Origin of the sequence: Kocuria varians, from assembly GCF_006539885.1 — a bacterium.
Taxonomy (GTDB): domain Bacteria; phylum Actinomycetota; class Actinomycetes; order Actinomycetales; family Micrococcaceae; genus Kocuria; species Kocuria varians.
On record NZ_BJNW01000004.1, the window covers coordinates 61,531 to 76,467 of the forward strand.

The following is a 14,937-nucleotide window of genomic DNA, read 5'->3' on the forward strand; positions in this document are numbered from 1 at the left end:
GTCTCGTTCCTCGCGGCATCCTGTACGCCGTGGCGCACGCGTGGATTCCCATGTCCTTCCACTGTGGCACGTCTGCGCGGTGGGTGATCCCACACCGGGGGACATCTGCATCCCACGTCCCCCAATGTGCGACTGCCAACGCCGCGCAAAAGTCCTAGACTGGGAGCACAAGGGGAGGTTTCCCGTGAATCTTCCAGACGCTCCGGGGGGGAACGTCGGGTTCGCGGGGACAGGATCGAGCACCGTGACGGGTTCGCGTGAGCGCACCGTCACGGCGGCAGATCATCGTAGGGGGCCTGAAAACATGACACGTGCTGCAAAGACCGTGAAGGCGGCGGTGTCCGTCGCCGAGCTGACCGCACTGAACCGCGTGATGGGCGGGACCGGATCCGTGGACGCCTTCGAGCGCGAACTCGTGACCCGGATCTTCGTGGGTGCCCGCGCGTGGTGGGACGAGCTCGAGGGCCGTGAGCTCACCCAGGACCAGCGCAAGCGCTGGAACGCTGCCGTGCGCCGCGTGAACCGCTTCGTCCCGCGCGGCGGGGTCACCATGACGTGCGCGGTGCTCGGCACACTCAACCAGTCCCGGGACCTGCTGGAGGATCCGCACGTGCTGAAGACGGCCATCGTGGCGGCCGCGGCGCACGGGCCCGTGAGCCAGGCCCAGCGCCGTCGGGTCACGGCCGCGCCGGAGGTCGCTGCGGAGCGGGCGAGCACGCACCTGGCGCCGTCGGGCGTCTGAGGCGCCGCGGCGGCGTCGTCCCCGTGCCGAGCCGCGTGGAGCGGCGCTCCGGGAACAGTGACGCACGTGCTCGGGACTCGGAGGGACCCGGCGGGGAGCTGGACTAGAGTTGGCGCCAGCATGAAACTCATACGTCAGCGCGAATCCCTGGGCGCCGAGCAGGACTACCGCCGCGCACTCGCCATCCTCGACGCCGCCCGCGGCGGCGCGACCGAACCGGTGCTGCGCGTCTACCAGCCGCGCCCCACGGTCGCCTTCGGGCGCCGCGACGAGCTGAACCCGGGTTTCCCGCGCGCTCGCCAGGCCGCGCTCGACGCCGCCTTCACCCCCCTCGTGCGCCGCGTGGGCGGACGGGCCGCCGCCTACCACGGTGGCTGCCTGGTGGTGGACCACGTGGAGCCGGACCCCGATCCGAAGACGGGCATCCAGGACCGCTACCGGCTCTTCGGCGACATGATCGTGGCTGCACTCGAGGAGCTCGAGGTGCCCGCGCAGGTGGGCGAGATCCCCGGCGAGTACTGCGCGGGGGAGTACAGCGTGCACGCGCCCGGCACCCCCGCACACCCCGACCGCCCGGTGAAACTGGCGGGCACGGCCCAGCGGGTCTTGTCCGGTGCGTGGTACTTCTCCACCGTGCTGGTCGTCGAGGAAGCCGAACCGCTGCGCGACGTGCTGGACGAGGTCCACACGAACCTCTCCGTGCCCTGGGAACCCAACACGGCCGGTTGCGTGGCGGACGTGCGCCCCGGGACCACCGTCGCCGAGGTCGAGCAGGCCCTCATGGACGTTTACGGCCGCTACTCCGCGTACATGGGCTACGGCGACGTCGTCGGCACCGACGAGCGCTGAGAGTCCCAGCACCACCCCGTTGACGACCCGCGGAGCACCCCGTGGCGGAAGGAGCGCCCATGTGTGGCCGGTACGTGATTGCCAGGACCCCGGGCCAGCTGGCCCTGCCCTTCGACGCCCGCGTGGACGACTCGGTGGAGGGCGCCGCGGGGCCGAACTGGAACGTGGCCCCGACCCACACGGTGCCCGTCCTGCTGGAGCGGCTCTCCGAGGATGGTCAGCTGCTGCGCGAGATCCACGCCGCACGATGGGGCCTGGTGCCTTCGTGGGCGAAGGAGATCGGCGTGGGCTCCAAGATGTTCAACGCCCGCTCCGAGACGGTCCGGGAGAAGCCGTCCTTCCGCTCGGCCGTGGTCTCCCGCCGGTGCGCGATCCCCGCGGACGGCTACTACGAGTGGAAGGCCCCAGAGTCCGGGCGGGGTAGGAAGCAGCCCTACTTCGTGCACCCCGAGGACGGCTCCGCGATCTGGTTCGCGGGCATCTACGAGTGGTGGCGCCTGCCGGGCGACGCGCAGGACGCCGCGCGGGCCGGCCAGACCCGTCCGGGCCGCACGACCCGTGAGGACGACGCCGCGGGGCAGTGGCTCCTCTCGTGCTCGATCCTCACGCGCGAGGCACCGCCCGCGGACGACGAGAACCCGCACCTGGCCGCGCTCGGAGCCCTGCACAACAGGCTGCCCGTGGGCATGACGGAGGACTTCGCCCGCACGTGGATCACCCCGGACAGGGACAAGGTGCACGTGGCCGAGCTCGTGGAGCAGGCCTCCCAGCAGGCGCTGGACGTGGCGGCCGCGTGGCGGATGCACCCGGTGACCACGGACGTGGGCTCGGTCTCCTCGACCGGGCCGCACCTCGTGGAGCCCCTCCAGACCCTGCTCTGAGTGGGCGCTCCCGGGGCCGGCCAGGTCCGTGTCGCCGGCCCGTGACGGCGGCCAGCCCCCGACCTAGAGTGGAGACGGTGGGAGAACCACCGCACACTCACGAGCACCGGGGGCAGACATGGTGGAACTGGGCAACACGCTGACGGAGGACGCACGCTGGCTGGTCGGCTTCGTCCGCGAGGTGGGCGGGGCGGTCCTCGCGAGCAACAGCGGCACCGGGGCACCCGAGTCCGCGTACGTGCTCGTGACCGCCACGGACGCCAGCAAGATCGTCTTCGGGACCAACGCGCAGTCGCGCAAGTTCACGAACATCACGGCGGACCCGCGCGTGTCCATGGTCCTGATGCAGGACGGTGCGCACGAGGTGCAGCTCGAGGGCGAGGCCCGTGTGCTCGAGGGCTCGGACGCCGCCCCGGCCGCGGAGGCGCTCGCCGCGCAGCACCCGGGCTCCACCGACACGCAGGATCCCGAGAACCTGCGTCTGCTCGAGTTCACCGTGCGCTGGGCGTCCCGGACGGACACCTCCCAGCAGCCGCCACTGGCGGCGGAGCTGGAACTGCGCTGAACCGGGGCCCCGCGCGGCGAGGGCGACGGTACGACGACGCCCGGGCCGGCGGCGTCGTCGTGACGTGCCGACCCGGGCGCGGTCCCGGTGCCCGGGGCGACCCGGGGGATGGTTCTAGAGCTCGTCCTGCTCCGGGGCCCACCGGTTGAAGTCGAGCGTCAGGTAGAGGGCGAGCGCGGCGGCGTTGTCCTCCGGGATGCGCACGCAGACCTCCTCGTAGCCGTTCTCGTGCAGGGACGCCATGACCTGGCGGACGAGCTGCTCGGCGTAGCCGCGGCGGCGGTGGGAGGACGCCGTGAAGAGCTCGAAGAGGTAGGGGACGTCCGGGAGGTTCTTGTCCAGGCGGCGTTCGAGGACCACGGCGGCGGCCACGGGGGTGCCCTCCTCGTCCTCGATGACCTGGGACTGCTGCTGCAGGAAGGGGCCGAAGTCGCCGTTGAAGGCGCCGTGGATCATGCGCTCGGCGTCCTCGGGAGTCCTGGAGATCTTGGAGCCGTAGGCCTCCAGGAACAGCCGCGCGAGCTCCGAGGTGTCCGCCTCCGTCAGTCCACGGCTGGTGGTCGTGACCTCTCGCGAGTTGGGCACGGTCCGGGCGATCAGCGTGATATTTCCAGTCATGTCGGCCTTCCACGGTCGATGGGAACTCGGGTGCAACGTGACCCTCAGGGTAGCGGAGAACCCCTGCAAGTCCACGTGAGGACTACCGTGGGGACCTGTGACGTCACAGCGCGAGAACACGACGAGAGACGGCGAGGGACGAGGACGATGAGCGAGCACGGCGCAGACACCGGACGGCACGGGGGCGATGCCGCGGATACTTCCACACCGGAGGGGGAGACCGCGCGGATCTGCCGCGAGCTGATCCGTTTCAACACCTCGAACTACGCGGGCGGGGAGGCCGAGGGGGAGCGCCCGGCGGCCGAGTACGTGGCCCAGCTGATCGAGGAGGCGGGGCTGGAGCCCCAGTACTTCGAGTCCGCCCCCGGGCGCGCCAACGTCTTCGCGCGGCTGGAGGGCACCGACCCCTCCGCGGACGCGCTGCTCGTGCACGGCCACCTGGACGTGGTCCCGGCCCGCGCGGAGGAGTGGTCCGTGGACCCGTTCGCCGGCGAGCTGCGGGACGGCATGATCTGGGGCCGCGGCGCCGTGGACATGAAGGACATGGACGCCATGATGCTCTCGGTGCTGCGCCACATGCGCCGCACGGGCACCAGGCCGCGGCGTGACATCGTCTTCGGGTTCTTCGCGGACGAGGAGGCCGGGATGCAGTACGGCTCCAAGTACATGGTCAACGAGCACCCCGAGGTCTTCGACGGCGTCACGGACGCGCTGAGCGAGGTGGGTGGCTTCTCCGCGGACATCGGGGGGCGCCGAGCCTATCTGCTGCAGACCGCGGAGAAGGGCTTCATGTGGCTGCGCCTGGTCGCGGAGGGTGCCGCGGGCCACGGCTCGGGGTTGCACGAGGACAACGCGATCACGCACCTCTCCCGTGCCATGGCGAACATCGGCGAGTACACGTGGCCGGTGGAGCTGACCAAGACCACCCGGGCGTTCCTGGACGAGGTCACGGAGCTCACGGGCGTGGAGTTCGACCCCCAGAACCCGCAGAAGCTGCTCCGCGAGCTCGGCTCGGTCTCCCGGTTCGTGGGCGCGACCCTGCAGAACACCTCCAACCCCACGCGCCTGGACGGCGGCTACAAGACCAACGTGATCCCGGGCTCCGCGCAGGGCGCGGTGGACGTGCGCTTCCTGCCGGAGCAGGAGGAGCTGGTGCGTGCCCGGCTGCAGGAGCTGGCCGGGGACAGGGTGCGGATCGAGACGGAGTTCGAGGACATCGGCCTGGAAGTCCCCTTCTCCGGGACCGTGGTGGACGCCATGGTGGACGCGCTGACCGCCGAGGACCCGGACGCCGTGGTGCTGCCGTACATGCTCGGTGCCGGCACGGACAACAAGTCGCTCTCGCGGCTCGGGATCTCCGGCTACGGCTTCGTGCCGCTGCAGCTGCCCTCGGACCTCGACTTCACGGGCATGTTCCACGGCATCGACGAGCGCGTGCCCGTGTCCTCGCTCGAGTTCGGCTCGCGCGTGCTCGACCGGCTGCTGCGCAACTACTGAGCACTGCCCACCGCCCCGCCCCCTCGACCAACCCGCGGAAGGAACCCCATGAACGCCGTCACCGAGCTGCTGCCGGACTCCCTGCTGGAGGAGATCCGGGCCCGCGCCGCCACCGTGGACGCGGAGAACCGGTTCTTCGACGAGGACTTCGCCGCGCTGCGCGACGCCGGCTACCTGCGCATGCTCGTGCCGCGCGAGTTCGGGGGGCTGGGCTTCACGCTCGAACAGGCCGTCCACGCCCAGCGTCGCCTGGCCACCGCCGCCCCTGCCACCGCACTGGGCATCAACATGCACCACGTGATCGTGGGCATCGGATACACGCTGCACCTGCGCGGGGACGAGCGCGCCCGCCGGATCTTCGAGGACGCCGTGGCCGGTGAGGTCTTCGCATTCGGCATCTCGGAGGCGGGCAACGACTCCGTCCTCTTCGACGCCACCGCCCGCGCGCACGACGCCCCGGAGGGCTGGCGGCTCTACGGCACCAAGATCTTCACGTCCCTCTCGCCGCGCTGGACGCGCCTGCTCGTTCACGCGCGCACGGAGGGGGACGACGACGCCGCGCGCCTCGTCGTCGGCTTCCTCACCCGCCCGGACCACACGGTTCCCGCGCAGGGCGTGGTGGTCCGCGAGGACTGGGACGCCCTGGGCATGCGCGGCTCACAGTCCTGCACCACCGTGCTGGACGGCGCCCTGCTGCGCCGCGAAAACCTGCTGACCACCACCCCGGTGGGGCCCAACCCAGACCCGGTGGTGTGGGGGATCTTCGGGTGCTTCGAGCTGCTGCTCGCGGCCGTGTACACCGGGATCGCGGACCGGGCCATCGAGGTGGCGGTGCAGATCACGACCTCCCGGCGCTCGCTGGCCAAGGATGCGCCGTACTCGGAGGACCCGGACATCCGCCGCCACGTGGCGCGGGCCGGGGTGCTGCGCGACGGTGTGGACCTGCAGCTGGGGCGGCTCGCCGCGGACGTGGACGCCCTGGGCTCGGAACGGGACCCGCAGCACGGGCCGCGCTGGTTCATCCTCTTCTCCGGGGTCAAGCACCGGGCCACGGAGGCGGCGCGGGAGGTCGTGGACCTCGCCCTTCGCGCGAGCGGCGGTGCCCAGTACCGCAGGGGCTCCGAGCTGGAACGGCTCTACCGGGACGTGCTCGCGGGGATGTACCACCCCTCGGACGAGGAGTCGGTGCTCTCGGCCACGGCGAACTCGCTGCTGGGGCCGGTCGGCTCTTGACCACGTGCCTCCCCGCCGGCAGGCATGGACCGGGGCCGGCCGCGCGGGCGTCGTCGTGCCGGGTGGCGGTCGCGCCTGCCCAGCGGTGAGGCCTCAGAACGTGCGGTCCACCCGGATGATGCGTCGGCGCATCACGTAGCGGCGCGCGCCGCCGTAGAGCACCGCGGAGCGCATGAGCTCCCACTTGCCGTACTCCGCGTGCTCCTTGACCCGGGTGCGCGCCTCCGCAGGCTTCTCGCGGGGCGCCACCGTGAGGGAGAGGTACTCGTAGCGCTCGTCGCGTCCGGTCATGGTGGGGTGGCCGGACACGGAACTGTGCTTCAGGCGTTGTTCTTTCATCGCTCCCATTCTGCTCCGATAACGGCTAACGTCTACTCCATGAGCACCGATCCTCGCGCCGCACTGCAAACCCTCGTCAACGCCCTGGAAGAGCACCTCGCCGCCGCCGCCAACCGCCGCTCGGATGACGACCCCTCGGTGGACGGTGCCTACGTGGCCATCGCGAACTCCTTCGAGGCCTATGAGGAAGCCCTCTACGACGCTTACGACGAGGTCACCCCGCTCACGGTCTTCGCCGACGACGACTCGGACGAGGACGACGACGACCTCGACTACGAAGATGATGACGACGAGGACGATGACGACGACCTCCTCGAGGACAACGAGATGCTCGACGAGGACCTCGTGGACGAGGACGACTACGACGACGACGATTCCGCGGAGGGTTCCTCGACGCGTCGCTGACGCGCCGGACACCGGATCGAGGAGGGCCCCCACCCGTGGTGGGGGCCCTCCTGCGTGTCCAGAGCTCTCCCAGGGCGCGGCCCGGTGGGGCCGTCGGGGGTGCCGTACAGTTGTCGCGTGAACTGGATCGAAGCGATAATCCTGGGCCTCGTGCAGGGCCTGACCGAATTCCTCCCCGTCTCCTCCTCCGCGCACCTGCGGATCGTCGGCGAGTTCCTGCCCAACGGAGCGGATCCCGGTGCGACCTTCACCGCGATCACGCAGCTGGGCACGGAGGCCGCCGTGATCATCTTCTTCTGGCGCGACATCGTGCGGATCATCAAGCAGTGGGCACTGTCGCTGACCGGGCGCGTGGACCGCTCGGACCCGGACGCCCGCATGGGGTGGTTCATCATCCTGGGCTCCCTACCCATCGCGGTGCTGGGGCTGCTGCTGCAGGACTACATCGAGACCCAGTTCCGTTCCCTGTGGATCACCGCGACCATGCTCGTGGTCTTCGGCCTGTTCCTGGCCGTGGCCGACCGCGTGGGCAAGCAGGAGCGCCACCTCGAGGACCTCACCTTCAAGCACGCCGTGGGCTACGGCTTCGCCCAGGCGCTCGCCCTGATCCCGGGCGTCTCCCGCTCCGGCGGCACCATCACCGCGGGTCTGCTCATGGGCTACACCCGGGCCGCCGCCGCGCGCTACGCGTTCCTGCTGGCCATCCCCGCGGTGTTCTCCTCCGGGCTCTACCAGCTGTACAAGGCGGTGAGCGGCCAGGAGCCCGGCGGGGTCTACACCCTGGGCCAGACGGCGGTCGCCACCGTGATCGCCTTCGTGGTGGGCTACCTGATCATCGGCTGGTTCATGCACTACATCTCCGAGCGCAGCTACAACCTGTTCGTGTGGTACCGGGTGCTGCTCGGCGCCGCACTGTTCGTGCTGCTGGGCACGGGCCTGATCAACGCCTGACATCCCTCCCGGGGCCCGCCGACCCTGGCGGCCGTGCGGCGTCGTCGTTGCCGTCCGGTCCTGCAAGGCACCGGGCGCACGGCGGCAGGCAGCCGGCGAGACCCGCCGGCGAACCCGAGCCGAGGCCGCACGGGGAATAGCGCACCGGGCGAGCCCCGTTGCGCAGTTGACGACAGACATTCCGTCCGAACGAAGGTGAACATGAAGTCTTGGCCCAGCCGACCGGTTCCGGAGCTTCCGGGGACCTCTCCCGTGCCCCGGGTGTTCGACACGAGCACCGGCGCACCGGAGCCGATGGCCCCCCGCGACGGCCGTGCCGGTCTCTACGTGTGCGGGATCACCCCGTACGACGCGACCCACATGGGCCACGCCGCCACCTACGTCGCGTTCGACCTGCTCAACCGGGTGTGGCGGGACGGCGGGTTCACCGTGGAGTACGTGCAGAACGTCACGGACGTGGACGACCCCCTGCTCGAGCGCGCGAACGCGACCGGCGTGGACTGGCGCGAGCTCGCGGCGTCCCAGACCGAGCTGTTCCGCACGGACATGACCGCGCTCAACGTCCTCGCGCCCAACCACTACGTGGGCGCCACGGAGGCCGTGGAGTGGATCGTCCCGGCCGTCGAGCGGCTCGTGGAGCGGGGCCTGGCCTACCGGGTGCCCGCGGGCACCGGCCAGGACGGCGAGCCGGCCCCGGCCGGGGACGTCTACTTCGACGTCGACGCCGCCGGGAGGCTGCGCGCGGACGATCCTGACGCGTGGGTCGTGGGCAGCACGTGCCGCCTGGACCGCGACGAGATGATGCCGCTGTTCGCGGACCACGGCGGGGACCCGGACCGCACGGGCAAGCGCGACGCGCTGGATCCGCTGCTGTGGCGCGTGGAGCGCCCGGGGGAGCCGTCCTGGGACGGCGGAACCCTCGGCCGCGGCCGCCCCGGCTGGCACATCGAGTGCACCGTGATCGCCCTGAAGTACCTGCCCACGCCGTTCACCGTGCAGGGTGGCGGCTCGGACCTCGCGTTCCCGCACCACGACATGGGCGCGGGCCACGCGTACGCGCTGTCCCACGAGCCCATGGCCGAGCACTACGTGCACACGGCGATGGTGGGTCTCGACGGCGAGAAGATGTCCAAGTCCAAGGGCAACCTCGTGCTGGTCTCGAGCCTGCGCGCGCAGGGTGTGGACCCGGCGGCCATCCGTCTGGCGATCCTCTCGAACCACTACCGCACGGACTGGTTCTGGACCGACGAGCTGCTGGAGCTGTCGCAGCGCCGCCTCGCGCGGTGGCGCGAGGCGGCGTCGAAGGGCGAGACGGCCGGGGCCCAGCCCCTGCTCGAGGCGGTGCGTGCCGCTCTCGCCGAGGACCTCGACGCCCCGGCGGCGCTGATCGCGGTGGACGCCTGGGCGGCCCGCAACCTCGGGGGAGCCGCGGCTCGCGGCCCGGAGGCGTCCGCGCAGGACACCGAGCTGGCCCGAGCGGGCATCGAGGCGCTGCTCGGCATCGAGTTGTAGGGCTCACGGCGCCCAGCCACTGAGCCACGGACTCCCGGGAACGACGTGGTTCTGGGGCCGGCACCGGGTGGGGCGTCCCACCGGGTGCCGGCCCCGTTGTCATGACGGCGTGTTTCGCGAGCCGCGGTGAGGGGCGCCCCTCAGCCGCGGTCCTCGCGGTGGCGCAGGTAGCGCTCGAACTCGCGCGCAATCGCGTCCCCGGTGGCCTCCGGGAGGTCCACGGTGTCCTTGGCCTCCTCCAGCTGACGCACGTAGTCCGCAACCTCCGGGTCCTCCGAGGCGAGTTCGTCCACGCCGCGCTCCCACGCCTCGGCGTCTTCGACCAGCGGGTCCAGCGGCAGGGACAGTCCCAGCAGGTCCTCGAGCTGGCGCAGCAGTGCGAGCTGCGCCTTGGGGGACGGTGCGTGGGCCACGTAGTGCGGAACGGCGGCCCACATGCTCAGGGTGGGGAACCCGGCCAGGGCGGCCATGTGGGAGAGCACGCCCACGATGCCCGTGGGCCCCTCGTACTGGGGCGTCTCGATCTCCAGCTCGTCCCGCAGCTCCTCGGTGTCCGAGGTCAGCGTGACCGGGATGGGCCGGGTGTGCGGCACGTCCGCGAGCAGGGAGCCGAGCATGACGACGAAGTCCACGTCCAGCGCCGTGGCCTGCTCGATCAGCTCCGCGGTGAACGTGCGCCACCGGTAGGAGGGCTCCCAGCCGTGCAGCAGCACCACGTCCAGGTTGGTGCCGGGCACGCTGGCCTTGGCCAGTCGCGTACTCGGCCAGTGCAGCTTCTGCTCCCCGGTCAGCGAGCGGCGGATGACGGGCCGCGAGTACTGGTAGTCGTAGTAGTCGTCCGAGTCGACCTCGAACACGTCCTTGGCGCCCAGGTGCTCGCGGATGAGCTTGAGGGAGTCGGTCGCGGCGTCGCCGGCGTCGTTCCAGCCCTCGAACGCGGCGACGAGGACCGTGACGGTCTCCTGCTCCTGGCCGTCCCGCACCACGCCAAAGGGACCGATGCCGGGCTGCTCCGAATTGCTGTCGTTCGTGGTCACCGTCCCACTGTACGGCGCGCGTCCCGGGGCCCGCACGAGGGGTGCCCAGCCCGGCCCCGGGGTTCGCACCTACCATGAACCCCATGCCTGATCCCCGGTTGCCCGCGCCCGACGACGCCGTGCCCCACGACGCCGCCCCGCCCGCCGATCCCGTGCCCCGCGTCCGCGGTCTGCGCCTGGGCCGCGTGGCCGGGGTCGAGATCCGTCTGGACCGCTCGTGGTTCCTGATCGCCGCGCTCACCGTGGTGATGTACGGGCCCGTGCTGTGGCGCGTCTACCCCGAGCTCGGCTGGCTGAACCTCGTGGTGGCCCTGGGCTTCGCCGTGGGGCTGGCCGTGAGCGTCCTGGTCCACGAACTCGCCCACGCGGCGGCCGGGCGGCGCGCGGGCTGGCCCGTGGACCGGATCGTGCTGACGCTGATGGGCGGCCACACGACCTTCGGCACCGTGCGCGCACGCCCGCTCGCCACGGCCGTGGTCTCCCTCGCGGGGCCGCTGTCCAACGTGGTGCTGGCGGTCGTGGGCGAGCTGCTGTTGCGCGGTGCCCCGGACGGCTCGGCCGGACCCTGGTGGGCGCTCGCCGAGCTGCTCGTGCTCGCGAACTGGGTGCTCGGCGTCTTCAACCTGCTCCCCGGCCTGCCGCTGGACGGCGGCCGCGTGGTCGAGGCGCTCGTGTGGGCCGTGACCCGCTCCGAGTCGAGGGGCACCGCCGTGGCCGCGTGGTGCGGGCGCGGCATCGCGGCGCTGCTCGCCCTGTGGGTGCTGTGGACCCAGCAGTGGCGGCAGCCGTCCGTGCTGGTCGTCTCCCTGCTCGTGATCGGGTTCATCGTGGTGGGCGCGGGGCAGGCCCTGCGCCAGGCACGCCTGATGGGCACGCTCGACGCCGTCCGCGCGGACCGGATCGCGCGCCCCGCCCTCGAGTTCTCTCCCGTGACACCCCTGTCCGTGGTGGACGCCACGGTGGCCGCCGCGACCGGCGACGACTACCGCGGCTGGGTCCCGGACGTCGTCGCCCGGGACGACGCCCGCGGCACCGTGGGTGTGCTGGACCCCTCGCTCGCCGTGCGCGTGCCGGACGCGCACCGTGCCCGGACCGGGCTGGGGGACGTGTGCCGGTGGTACCCGCGGGAGGCCGTGGTCACCGGCGGGGTGGCCGGGGGAGAGCTCGCCCGCCGCATGGAGGGCGCGCGCCGCCAGTGGCTGTGGGTCGTCGACGACGCCGGCCACGTCACCGGGGTCGTGCACCACGAGGACCTCGCGCGCCACGCCCTGCGGGGCTGAGCCGCCGCGTCCTGTGGTGCACGGCCTCGCCGCGGTGAGAGAATGGGAGCCGGACCCGCCGTGGCGCACGGCGCGGGCCGAGGACCGGACGGCGGCCGCCGTCGTGGCGCAGGCGTGGAAGTGAGCAGATGACCCAGCAGCAACCCCGAGAATCCCAGCCGAACCCCACCGGGGCCACGGTGCGGGGCGCGGCCAACCGCCGCGGTCCGTTCCGCTCCGGGGAGCGCGTCCAGCTCACGGACGAGAGCGGCAAGATGACCACCATCACCCTGGTGGACGGCGGGGAGCACCACACGCACCGCGGCGTGCTCGGCCACGACCTGCTGATCGGGCAGCCGGAGGGCACCGTGGTGAGCAACACCTCGGGGATCCGGTACCAGGCGCTGCGGCCGCTGCTCAAGGACTTCGTGCTGTCCATGCCGCGCGGTGCCGCCGTGGTCTACCCCAAGGATGCCGGCCAGATCGTGTCCATGGCGGACATCTTCCCGGGCGCCCGCGTGGTCGAGGCCGGCGTGGGCTCCGGTGCCCTGACCATCTCGCTGCTGCGCGCGGTGGGGGACGAGGGCCACGTGCGCTCCTTCGAGCGGCGCGAGGAGTTCGCGGAGATCGCCCGCGGCAACATCGAGACCATGTTCGGCGCCCCGCACCCGGCGTGGCAGCTGACCCTGGGGGACCTCGCGGAAGAGCTCGGCGAGGTCGAGGAGCCCGGCTCCGTGGACCGCGTGGTCCTGGACATGCTGGCCCCGTGGGAGTGCCTGGACGCCGTCGCCACGGCACTCGCGTCCGGCGGCGTCGTGATCTGCTACGTGGCCACCGTGCCGCAGCTCTCCCGCGTGGCCGAGGCCATGCGCGCGGACGGGCGCTTCACCGAGCCCGAGGCCTCCGAGACCATGGTGCGCGGCTGGCACGTCGAGGGGCTCGCCGTGCGCCCGGACCACCGCATGGTGGCCCACACCGGCTTCCTCATCCAGTCCCGGCGGCTCGCGGACGGCTCGCCCCGCCTCGCACCCAAGCGCCGCGCGTCCAAGAGCGAGTACACGCAGGAGGACCTGCAGGCCTGGACCCCCGTGGCCCTCGGCGAGCGCATCGTCTCGGACCGCAAGCTGCGCCGTGCCGGGCGGGACGCGGCGTCGTTGGCGCAGCACGCGGCGCGCGCGGACCGGGAGATTCTCGAAGGCCGTGCGGCGGACCAGCACCCCACCGTGGTCGGTGAGCCGCTCGAGGAGCAGCGCCATGACTGAACCGCACCGTGAGCAGCCGGACCCCCGGCGCTCCGAGCAGGAGATCACGCAGCGCCACATGGCCATGCTGCGGGACCAGAAGCGCAACCTGGACAAGCAGCTCAGCGGGCTGAACGCCCAGAACGAGAAGCTGGTGCGGCTGCTCAACGCGTCACGCCAGGAGATCGTCACGCTGAAGAAGACGATTGCCGCGGAGGCCGAGGCGCCCGCGACGTTCGCCACGATCCTGCAGGTCAACCACGGCCGTCAGCCCGTGGGCGAGGCGACCGGAACGGGGCCCGTGGTCACGGGTCCCACGGTGGACGTGCTCGCCGCGGGGCGCAAGATGCGGGTGGCGCTGAGCCCGCTCGTGTCCCTCGGGGCGTGCGAGCCCGGGCTGGGCGTGCTGCTCAACGAGAACTACGTGGTGATCGCCCTGCTCGACTACGAGCGCACGGGAGAGGTCGCCACCGTCAAGGAGGTCGTGGACCATGACCGCGTTCTCACGGTCGGCCGCTCGGACGAGGAGCGCGTGCTGCTGCTCTCCGGGCGGCTGCGGCGCGAGCGCCCCAAGCCGGGCGACGCCCTCACCGTGGACCACCGCACCGGTTTCGCGCTGGAACCGGTGGCCCGCACGGACGTCGAGCAGCTCGTGCTCGAGGAGGTCCCGGACGTCAGCTACACGGACATCGGGGGACTCGGCCCGCAGATCGAGGCCATCCGTGACGCCGTGGAGCTGCCCCACGTTTACCCGGAGATCTTCCGCGAGCACGGTCTGCGCCCGCCCAAGGGCATCCTGCTTTACGGCCCCCCGGGCAACGGCAAGACCCTGATCGCCAAGGCCGTGGCCCGCTCCCTGGCCGAGCGCAGCGCCGCGAAGGCCGGGCGCTCGCGGGCGGAGGGCTACTTCCTGAACATCAAGGGGCCCGAGCTGCTGGACAAGTACGTGGGCGAGACGGAGCGCCAGATCCGCTCGATCTTCGCCAACGCGCGGGAGCAGGCGGCGCGCGGGGTGCCCGTGGTCGTGTTCTTCGACGAGATGGACTCGCTGTTCCGCGTGCGCGGCTCCGGGCTCTCCTCGGACGTGGAGACCACGATCGTGCCGCAGCTGCTGACCGAGATCGACGGCGTGGAGCAGCTCGACAACGTGATGGTCGTGGGTGCCACGAACCGCGAGGACATGATCGACCCCGCCGTGCTGCGCCCCGGGCGCCTGGACGTGAAGATCCGCATCGACCGCCCGGACCGCGAAGGCGCACGGGAGATCTTCGGGCTCTACGTCACGCAGGACCTGCCGCTGCGCGAGGAGGACGTCCACCGGGCGGGCTCCCGCGCGGGGGCGGCCGCCGCGCTGGTCGAGGCCGCCGTGGAGCGGATGTACGCGCGCGTGCCGGACACCGAGTTCCTGACCGTGTCCTACAAGGGCGGCGGCCGGGAGACCCTGTACTTCGGGGACTACGCCTCCGGCGCCGTGATCCGCAACGTGGTGGACCGCGCCAAGAAGCAGGCCATCAAGACCCTGCTGACCACCGGGCGCCGCGGGCTCACCGCGCAGCACCTGGTGGCGGCCGTGGACGACGAGTTCCACGAGCAGCAGGACATGCCCAACACCGGGGATCCCGAGGACTGGGCCCGGCTCACCGGCCGCCGCGCGGACACGATCCAGGACGTGCGGATCGCCAGGCACGACTCCCGGCACGAGGTTCAGCCGTCGGAGCTCGCCGGGTCGAGTGAGAACGCCGGTGGCAAGTCCGGGGCGTCGTGGGACGCGTCCGCGACGGGCGGTGCGTCATGACGGTGCGCCGGAT

General features: G+C 71.9%; 15 protein-coding genes. 12 read left to right on the forward strand and 3 right to left on the reverse strand.

All coding sequences use genetic code 11. The features are described from left to right. The first annotated feature begins 304 nt into the window (after positions 1-304). The 4 genes from KVA01_RS03270 (at position 305) to KVA01_RS03285 (ending at position 3,037) form a co-directional block, all read left to right on the forward strand. A complete protein-coding gene (locus tag KVA01_RS03270; protein ID WP_068467424.1) occupies positions 305-742 on the forward strand; it encodes a hypothetical protein in 438 nt (145 codons plus the stop codon). A 120-nt stretch (positions 743-862) separates the two neighbouring features. Continuing rightward, entirely contained in the window at positions 863-1,591 is a 729-nt protein-coding gene (locus KVA01_RS03275; protein WP_141268905.1) for a lipoate--protein ligase family protein, read from the forward strand. Between the two features lie 59 nt (positions 1,592-1,650). Further along, positions 1,651-2,472: an SOS response-associated peptidase gene (locus KVA01_RS03280; RefSeq protein WP_141268907.1), complete on the forward strand. Its 822-nt coding sequence runs from the start codon at positions 1,651-1,653 to the stop codon at positions 2,470-2,472. A gap of 118 nt (positions 2,473-2,590) precedes the next feature. Beyond that, positions 2,591-3,037 (forward strand): pyridoxamine 5'-phosphate oxidase family protein, encoded by a 447-nt coding sequence (locus KVA01_RS03285; protein ID WP_141268909.1) that lies wholly within the window; start codon positions 2,591-2,593, stop codon positions 3,035-3,037. A 114-nt stretch (positions 3,038-3,151) separates the two neighbouring features. On the opposite strand, the gene KVA01_RS03290 is transcribed toward KVA01_RS03285, so the two are convergent. Then, complete coding sequence (locus KVA01_RS03290; protein ID WP_068467433.1) at positions 3,152-3,655, reverse strand: GNAT family N-acetyltransferase; 504 nt, start codon at positions 3,653-3,655, stop codon at positions 3,152-3,154. A 147-nt stretch (positions 3,656-3,802) separates the two neighbouring features. Between KVA01_RS03290 and KVA01_RS03295 the strand changes: the two genes are divergently transcribed. Both KVA01_RS03295 and KVA01_RS03300 read left to right on the forward strand, forming a co-directional pair. Beyond that, entirely contained in the window at positions 3,803-5,152 is a 1,350-nt protein-coding gene (locus tag KVA01_RS03295; protein ID WP_068467435.1) for a M20/M25/M40 family metallo-hydrolase, read from the forward strand. Positions 5,153-5,200: 48 nt separating this feature from the next. Continuing rightward, a complete protein-coding gene (locus KVA01_RS03300; RefSeq protein ID WP_068467436.1) occupies positions 5,201-6,385 on the forward strand; it encodes an acyl-CoA dehydrogenase family protein in 1,185 nt (394 codons plus the stop codon). 93 nt (positions 6,386-6,478) lie between these two features. Here KVA01_RS03300 and KVA01_RS03305 read toward each other — a convergent pair whose 3' ends face one another. Further along, a complete protein-coding gene (locus tag KVA01_RS03305; protein WP_068467604.1) occupies positions 6,479-6,724 on the reverse strand; it encodes a DUF5703 family protein in 246 nt (81 codons plus the stop codon). 39 nt (positions 6,725-6,763) lie between these two features. On the opposite strand from KVA01_RS03305, the gene KVA01_RS03310 reads away from it, so the two are divergent. From KVA01_RS03310 to mshC, 3 genes are all read left to right on the forward strand, one after another. Further along, a complete protein-coding gene (locus tag KVA01_RS03310; RefSeq protein WP_068467438.1) occupies positions 6,764-7,129 on the forward strand; it encodes a primosomal protein in 366 nt (121 codons plus the stop codon). A 117-nt stretch (positions 7,130-7,246) separates the two neighbouring features. Continuing rightward, positions 7,247-8,080 (forward strand): undecaprenyl-diphosphate phosphatase, encoded by an 834-nt coding sequence (locus KVA01_RS03320; protein WP_068467439.1) that lies wholly within the window; start codon positions 7,247-7,249, stop codon positions 8,078-8,080. 201 nt (positions 8,081-8,281) lie between these two features. Further along, entirely contained in the window at positions 8,282-9,592 is a 1,311-nt protein-coding gene (gene mshC, locus KVA01_RS03325; protein WP_141268911.1) for a cysteine--1-D-myo-inosityl 2-amino-2-deoxy-alpha-D-glucopyranoside ligase, read from the forward strand. A gap of 140 nt (positions 9,593-9,732) precedes the next feature. On the opposite strand, the gene KVA01_RS03330 is transcribed toward mshC, so the two are convergent. Beyond that, positions 9,733-10,629, reverse strand: a complete 897-nt coding sequence (locus tag KVA01_RS03330; RefSeq protein WP_068467442.1) for a PAC2 family protein — start codon at positions 10,627-10,629, stop codon at positions 9,733-9,735. 83 nt (positions 10,630-10,712) lie between these two features. On the opposite strand from KVA01_RS03330, the gene KVA01_RS03335 reads away from it, so the two are divergent. The 3 genes from KVA01_RS03335 (at position 10,713) to arc (ending at position 14,924) form a co-directional block, all read left to right on the forward strand. After that, the gene (locus tag KVA01_RS03335; protein ID WP_231860542.1) at positions 10,713-11,909 is read left to right on the forward strand and encodes a site-2 protease family protein; all 1,197 of its coding nucleotides are present in this window, start codon (positions 10,713-10,715) and stop codon (positions 11,907-11,909) included. A 128-nt stretch (positions 11,910-12,037) separates the two neighbouring features. Beyond that, positions 12,038-13,150: a tRNA (adenine-N1)-methyltransferase gene (locus tag KVA01_RS03340; RefSeq protein ID WP_233438737.1), complete on the forward strand. Its 1,113-nt coding sequence runs from the start codon at positions 12,038-12,040 to the stop codon at positions 13,148-13,150. Further along, complete coding sequence (arc, locus tag KVA01_RS03345) at positions 13,143-14,924, forward strand: proteasome ATPase (RefSeq protein WP_082810202.1); 1,782 nt, start codon at positions 13,143-13,145, stop codon at positions 14,922-14,924. The genes KVA01_RS03340 and arc overlap by 8 nt, the downstream gene beginning before the upstream one ends. The last annotated feature ends 13 nt before the right edge of the window (positions 14,925-14,937 follow it).